Below are 7,065 nucleotides of genomic sequence, written 5' to 3'. Positions count from 1 at the left end.
TTGTTTTTCAATTATATTCATATTTATTTTATCAGAATTAGTTTGACAATTAATACAAATAATCATCAGTAAGGTTAACATTAAAAAATTATTTTTCATTGTTTTATGATTAAGCTGTTCCACCTTCTTTATATTTAATAGCATTAGGACTAATACCAGATGGTTCAATTTCTTTTAATGGTAATAAATTCCCTTTATAATCTATTGGAAATAAACAAAAAGAATGAATTTTTGTTTTAGGTGCAGTCCAAAATCTAACTACATCATCACTCCCCAAGTTTCCTAAATCTTTTCTGTTACCATAAGCGATATTAGCTATTATTTATCTAATAAAAAAAATCAATGATGAGTATAGTAAGTAGCTCTAAAAAGATAATCTCTAGGTTGAGGAACATCTGATAAAGTCATATCATTAACAAACATATCTTTTTCTTTTTCCGCCAGTAAATACCAATGTTTTAGGTTAGGTAAATTATAGTAATTATTTTTTTCAAATTCTTTTTTATATAACTTATCAAAATCTTGATAGAAAATAAATTTACCTAAAAACATTTGATTAAAACCATAAGCCTTATCGTATTTATATTGCTCACCAAATTCTAATAAGGTAGCAATAATTCTAGCTTTTTGTTCAAAGGTTAAGCCAGTAATTTTTTCTTCTAAGGTTAAATAATTAATGTATTCTGCGACTAATAAAATATAATCTTCTTGATTAACACTAGGATTGGAAAGATCTTTGATTAGGTTTAAAGAGTTTTGATGAATTTTTACCTCACCATTGCAAAGCTTCGTCCATAAAAATTTACCAAATTTTTGAAGGATATCATCCGGAGGATAACTTTGATAAGTAAATCCTTGTTTCTCAAATGCCCACTTTAAAAGTTTTTTATCTTCAGTATATCCAAAGGTTGTTACCAGATTTTCCATGAAATACTCATCGTTATTAATTAACCAAGGAAATTGGCTTTTGTCATCATTAAATAGGTATTTATTTCGGGATATTAATAACTGTTGATTAAAGCGTCTTTGTCGTGCCAAATCAGGCAAATCTTTCCATAGAGTAAGCTTTACAATATTATCATTATTGTCATCTGATTGAAATGCTGATAAAGTATTTTCATATTCTTTTATTTTTGGAAATTCAATTTGGTAGTCTATTATTTGAGGTATTGAGTAAAAATCTGACAAAAATAGATTTTTCTTATTCACATAAATTCCAAAATAAAAAATAATATCGTTATTACCATAAACTATATTTCTATTACATTTATCAAGAAAATTTATATAGAATAATTCTTTTTTATTATCGTAATCAATAATTCGATTAAAAATATTTTGAATCTTATGTTTAAACTGAATTTTATCTGGTTTTTTGTAGCCATTTGATAATAAAATAGATTCAATATAAGGTTCAATTATTTGATAATCTTTTTCTGAAAATAAATAACCGTTATAATAATTATCATAACTAGGTTTACCATATTTTACTTGTTCCATTAGAATATTATAAATACTGTCATTTTTTGTAAACATTTTCTGACTATTAAATTTTGAGATTGATAAAATATTTATAAAGAAAACAAAGAAAAATTTTTTCATATTAAAACGTTTTTAGACTTCTGATTCTTTTTCTGATGGATTCCCTATATATTCCGGTAGATTGTAATCTATTTCAGTTATAGGATAATTATTTGGAATCATGTAAGCAAAATAATCAGTAATATTATATTTAGAGCATTTTAAAGCATTACCTTGATTACCACCCAAAATTACAATCTTATCGCCAACTTTTCCTGCAACAAATCCTACATGTCCTCCTCCAGATCTTTTTTTTACAGCTATAGCTCCATACACTGGCTTTCCAATGTTTTTACCTTCGCTCCATTCTGACCATTTTAAAGCCCGAACAGTGTCATATTGATCTTGATTTTTAGAAAGTCCAGCATATCCATATTTTGTCATTACCCAATTGACAAATGCTCCACACCAAGAAATAGATTCATTTGTGGATCCATCTTTCATAGATTTTTCATATGGAGTACCATTAAAAAACTTCTGAATCTCTTTATTTGATCCAGTTTCGACTAATTTTTTAGATTCTTCTTCCCAAGCAATTTTCATCCAAGGAGCTCTGCCTTCTGTATTGAAATTTAATTGCTCATTACCCTTACAACGGATATTAAACTCAAAAACATTATTTTTTAAAATATCAAAGGCATTTTTTCTGGTTTTCCAACCATTAGGATCAATTTCTAATTTTTCCCCTTTGGGATAACCATTGAGAAGCTTAGCTTGTAACCAAAAATATTTTTCATCATCTTCAACTAAATGAGAAACTTCATTTAGAGGCTTACCAAGAGCTTTAGAGAAATAATCTGCCCTGAATTTTATATATTTAACATTAGAACTAGAAGACCAAAGAGGCACTTTTTTGCCCCAATTAGGATCCGTCCAAAACCAACCCGCACTATCAATGGCATAATGAATATTTTTGCAAATTAAATCAGGATGAGAAATAATATTTTGATTCCCGACAGCCTTAGCATAATTCTCATAAGGACCGGGAGAGTTATAAAAGCCATTACCATCACGGGTACCGGTAAGCTGATGAAATTCACGACCTTTGTATATAGATTTACTAGAATTAAAACTACTAATTTCTTCCCCCAATAATTTAAATCTCGTTTCCGCATAACCTAACGCCAAAAAAACAATTTTTTGCATACAAGAATTAATACCATATTGGTAAAAGCCAAGTTAAATTCATTAACAGATCTAGCCAGAGATTTATCATCCAATCCAGCTTGTCTCGCCCAAAGATTATTTTCAACATCCTCAATAGAGAAATTTTTAATTTCAGAAGACCATAATTGAAAAAGCATATCCTTAAAAAAATCGAGTGTTAAAGGTTTATTGCAATAACCATTAACGTAAAAGATTAATAAGATCAGGACTTACAAACATAAAATATAAAAATTTAAAAATCATTTTAAAACAATCTATAGTAATAAATAACAGAATAGAATACTCAGTTATTCCGCAGGCAAAGGAGGCGCTTCTACATCTAAATTTTCAATTACTTCTTTTAGATTAGAAAGGTTAAAATAATTATTTTTTTCAATTTCAGATATGATATATTCATTTCTAACACTTAAATTATAAAGCATAGTAGCACTGTTCCATATAGCATTTCCATTTAATTGAGTATATTTATAAAATAAAGGACTTAAGGAGTTTGCTATATAGGCAATAATTTTCACTTTTTCATTTTTATTGAAATTATTATCATCTCCAATATTATAACCGAAACTTTCTAGGGCAGTATAATAAGTATTATCATTTTCATTGGTATTTTCCTCAATATATTTTAAAATACCTTCCCGTATTTCAAGGTCACCTTGGCAATTTTTCACAAAAATATTATTTTTCACAAATTCCACAGCATTAGACTTGTTTTTTTCCATTACCCAATTCAGCAGTTTTTTATCCTCAGTGTAACCAAAATTAGTAACCAGATTTTCCATAAAGAAAGAATCATTGTTAATCAACCAAGCAAATTGACTTTTATCGTCATTAAAAAGATATTTATTTCGACTAACTAAAGTTAAAACATTTTTATTTTTTTCATTTAAACTGAACATATCTTTCCAATAACGAACCTTCGCTATTCCAAATTCCCTATTGGAGATTTCAGTTAAACGTTTTTCTTTCTCATATAGTTTTGGATATTCTTTTTGATAATCTATTATACGAGGTAATAAATAAAAATCCATAATAAAATTCTTATTCTTTATAATAAATATTCCTTGATAATCTATATCATTAGGGTGATAAACAATATTTTTATTACACTTATTGAAGAAGTTAACATATAAATATTCTGAATTTGAAGATACATCTATAGTTCTTCCAAAAATATTTTTTATTTTTTTATTAAATAAATTTTTATCTATAAAATTAAAATTATTATTAAAAAGCATCTGCTCTATTTTATAAATAGCTGCTTGCAAATCATCTTTATTATACTCATCAGAACCCTCAACACCAGACTCTATATAATAATAATCAAAACACTGTTTAAGTTGTTTCCAAAGAATATTTTCTGTATAACTATTTATACTATCATTATTTCCCATAACTTCATTAGTATTTTTATCTATTTTTGATTGACATTTAATATTTAATGGAATTATAAATATTAAATAAAATATTGATTTTATTTTAAACATAACTTGTTAATATTTTTATGTTGCACCACTTACAAAACCGTTCTTAGCTAATAGATCACTTTTATTTAATTTTACTGGATCTAACTTTAATTCATCATCAGTAAACTTATCTTTTGGATTTTCTTCATAATCATCCGGTAAATAATATCCCACTATTTTTTGTCCATAATCTCCATTAGGATTCCTATTGCTAAATTGAAGACTTTGTCCTTGATTTCCTCCTATAGGTATTACATTACCTTCTTTCGTTTTCCCAAAATAAAAAGCTACATGACCTCCTGCTTTTTTATTATTTTTCCATACTATTATACATCCATATACAGGCTCAGATATTTTTCGCATATGAGCCGGTTTTTTTTCTGGATTTCCTGGACCTTCATGTATGTAATTAGGATCGAATTCTAAAGCTCTGCAAGAACTAGGATTTCCATAACCTGCTTGTTGTAGACACCAACTAGCAAAACAAGCACACCACGAAATAGAACTAGGATCACTACTAGAACTAGCAGCTTCATTTTTTATTGAGAAATAAGCATTTTTAATTCTTTTTGTAAGTTTTGTTTGATTTTTATTACTTCCCTCATTGTATCCGCCATAATTTTTGGCTTCATCTAAAACAATTTTCATCCAAGGAGCCCTACCATCCATATACTTTAAAGCATTATCCAATTTTCCCCATAAACATTTATCAACCTGAAAAACTACAGAAGTATACTTATCAAAAGCATCCTGTTTTTCCTTATGGTTTGTTTTACCACCCGCTAAGGTTACATTATTGCCCACCAGAGGACATATATCATTTATAACATTTTTTGTACCATTGGCTTTAATATTAATTTTTCTAAAAACAAAAAAAGCCATAGAAGATAAAACAGCAATCTTTAAGTCATGAGCAACTAAGTCAGAATTAGCTAAAATATCAACGTTTTCATATTTTTTTGTAAAAACATTGGCTTTGGAATAATTATCTCTACCGGTTAACTGAATTAATCCTTTACCTCTAAAATTCCAACCATCATCTCCACCCAAATTACCTAATTCTTTTCTGTTACTGTAAGCGATATTAGCAATCATTTTCTGATTTGCAGTGTAATTATTTCTAGAACTTCTACCATAATTATAAGAATCTTCATAATTCCCTTTAAAGGCGCTAAAAAGTGTTACATATTTATTCTCTTTAGGATTCCATCTACCTTTGTATAAATCTTCTGCACTGTAATCCATACTTTCGCCTTTTTTTAATTCTATTTTTTCTCCACCTTCAACTTTTGCCTGTTCAAAAAAATGAGCTTTATTCCAACAGGTATCCATCTGTAAATCTTCCATGTATTTAGTGTAAGAAGTAGCAACAATAGTTAAGGTTTCATCGTTTGCTTTGGGGAAGATTTTTTTTAATTCATCCTTGGTAACAGGAGCTTTACACCTAGGGCAGGAGAGATGCTGAACATCTCCCCTTTCCACCAAAACGGGAGAAATAAGCTATTAAAAAGAATTTTTATACTTAGGATCCCTAGGATCAGGACCAGGATTATCTCTACCGCATACACCATCATATTCACATTCAATCACATAATCCTGATCATACAAGGCTTTATCCCACCATTGCTTGAACTTAGGAAGGTTATAATAATTATTTTTCATTAAAATTCCCACACTATCATCATCTAAAAAATAACGTAATCTCCCCATCATCCTTTCATTACTATTGTAATCAGTATTATACTTATATTGTTCTGCAAAATAAACCAAATTGGCTCCTATTTTTAATCTTTCTTCTTTTGTTAGTATACCATTATAAATTTTATCATTAAATAGATAATTTAAATATTCTTTAATATTATCTAATAAAAAACGCATAGTAGAATTATCATTGGGTTTATATAATTCTTGTAAAAGTTTAAAAGTATTGGGATGAAGTTTTAATACTCCATTACATTTTTTGGTCCAAAATAAACTCCCAAATTCTTCATAATTAAATTTCCCTTTATTTTTTAAAGAATATAAGTCTAAATCCGTATTCTCTATTACCCAATTTAAAAGTTTTTTATCCTCGGTATAGCCAAAGGTAGTTACTAGACTACGCATGAAATATTCATCATTATTTGTGAGCCAAACAAATTGACTTTTATCATCGTTAAACAGATATTTATTTCTTGATACTAACAATTGTTTGTTAAATCTTCTTTGTTGAGCTAAGTCAGGCACATCTTTCCATCTTTGAATAAAGACACTATCTCCATTTACAACTTTTTTGGTTTTAAGTGTATTTTCAATTTTTGAAATTTCTGGATATTCTTTTTGATAATCTATTAATTCTGGTAATTTGTATTGTTCTACCATTAATCCATTTTTAAGATCAAAGTAAATATTTAATGAAAAACCATCCTCATCAAAATATTGTATTTCAGTTGGTTTTAGACATTTATATTGTTTGCTTAAAAATAAAATATTTCCAAATTGTTTTAAATCTCCAAAAATGTTTTTAACTTTTTTTGTAAAACTATCTACAGATAGTTGCTTATATCCATTTTGATTGAGAATTTTACTTATAACTTCAAAGGATGCATCTACATCATTTTTATCATATTTATAATATGCAATATCTGTTACATTATTATAGATGGAACTTCCAAATTCTAACTGTCTTTTTAAAGATTTTTCTACACTTTGTTGAGCAGAAATAAAAATAAAATTAAATAAAAATAAAAAATACATCCAATTCATATTTAAAAAAAAATTAAAATTTTTATTTCCTTTCTAAAAAGAATTTTTATACTTAGGATCCCTAGGATCAGGACCAGGATTATCTCTACCGCATACACCATCATATTCACAT

At 27.4% G+C, this 7,065-nt stretch carries 7 protein-coding genes; all 7 read right to left on the bottom strand.

The annotated features are described in order from the left end of the window. Nucleotides 1-109: 109 nt before the first annotated feature. On the bottom strand, nt 110-277 hold the full coding sequence (locus ETU08_RS11920; protein WP_185145328.1) for a hypothetical protein: 168 nt from the start codon (nt 275-277) through the stop codon (nt 110-112). Between the two features lie 62 nt (nt 278-339). Continuing rightward, nucleotides 340-1,533, bottom strand: a complete 1,194-nt coding sequence (locus ETU08_RS11765; protein WP_146263235.1) for a hypothetical protein — start codon at nt 1,531-1,533, stop codon at nt 340-342. 78 nt (nt 1,534-1,611) lie between these two features. Continuing rightward, nucleotides 1,612-2,724, bottom strand: coding sequence for a TIGR02594 family protein (locus ETU08_RS11760; RefSeq protein ID WP_146263234.1), 1,113 nt, complete (start codon nt 2,722-2,724; stop codon nt 1,612-1,614). After that, on the bottom strand, nt 2,697-2,882 hold the full coding sequence (locus ETU08_RS11755; protein WP_146263233.1) for a hypothetical protein: 186 nt from the start codon (nt 2,880-2,882) through the stop codon (nt 2,697-2,699). The genes ETU08_RS11760 and ETU08_RS11755 overlap by 28 nt, the downstream gene beginning before the upstream one ends. A gap of 150 nt (nt 2,883-3,032) precedes the next feature. Further along, nucleotides 3,033-4,229, bottom strand: coding sequence for a hypothetical protein (locus tag ETU08_RS11750; protein WP_146263232.1), 1,197 nt, complete (start codon nt 4,227-4,229; stop codon nt 3,033-3,035). Between the two features lie 15 nt (nt 4,230-4,244). After that, complete coding sequence (locus ETU08_RS11745) at nt 4,245-5,690, bottom strand: CHAP domain-containing protein (RefSeq protein WP_146263231.1); 1,446 nt, start codon at nt 5,688-5,690, stop codon at nt 4,245-4,247. A gap of 21 nt (nt 5,691-5,711) precedes the next feature. Then, nucleotides 5,712-6,953 (bottom strand): hypothetical protein, encoded by a 1,242-nt coding sequence (locus ETU08_RS12065; RefSeq protein WP_260391096.1) that lies wholly within the window; start codon nt 6,951-6,953, stop codon nt 5,712-5,714. Between the last annotated feature and the right edge of the window lie 112 nt (nt 6,954-7,065).

Origin of the sequence: Apibacter muscae (genome assembly GCF_007845635.1) — a bacterium.
Classification (GTDB): Bacteria; Bacteroidota; Bacteroidia; order Flavobacteriales; family Weeksellaceae; genus Apibacter; species Apibacter muscae.
This window is presented reverse-complemented; position numbering and strand designations above follow the sequence as displayed.

Bases quoted from the DNA above. Each gene is read 5' to 3' on its own strand.
- ETU08_RS11765 (WP_146263235.1), bottom strand. From the start codon at position 1,533: ATGTTTACAAAAAATGACAGTATTTATAATATTCTAATGGAACAAGTA.
- ETU08_RS11760 (WP_146263234.1), bottom strand. From the start codon at position 2,724: ATGCAAAAAATTGTTTTTTTGGCGTTAGGTTATGCGGAAACGAGATTT.
- ETU08_RS11755 (WP_146263233.1), bottom strand. From the start codon at position 2,882: ATGCTTTTTCAATTATGGTCTTCTGAAATTAAAAATTTCTCTATTGAG.
- ETU08_RS11750 (WP_146263232.1), bottom strand. From the start codon at position 4,229: ATGTTTAAAATAAAATCAATATTTTATTTAATATTTATAATTCCATTA.
- ETU08_RS12065 (WP_260391096.1), bottom strand. From the start codon at position 6,953: ATGAATTGGATGTATTTTTTATTTTTATTTAATTTTATTTTTATTTCT.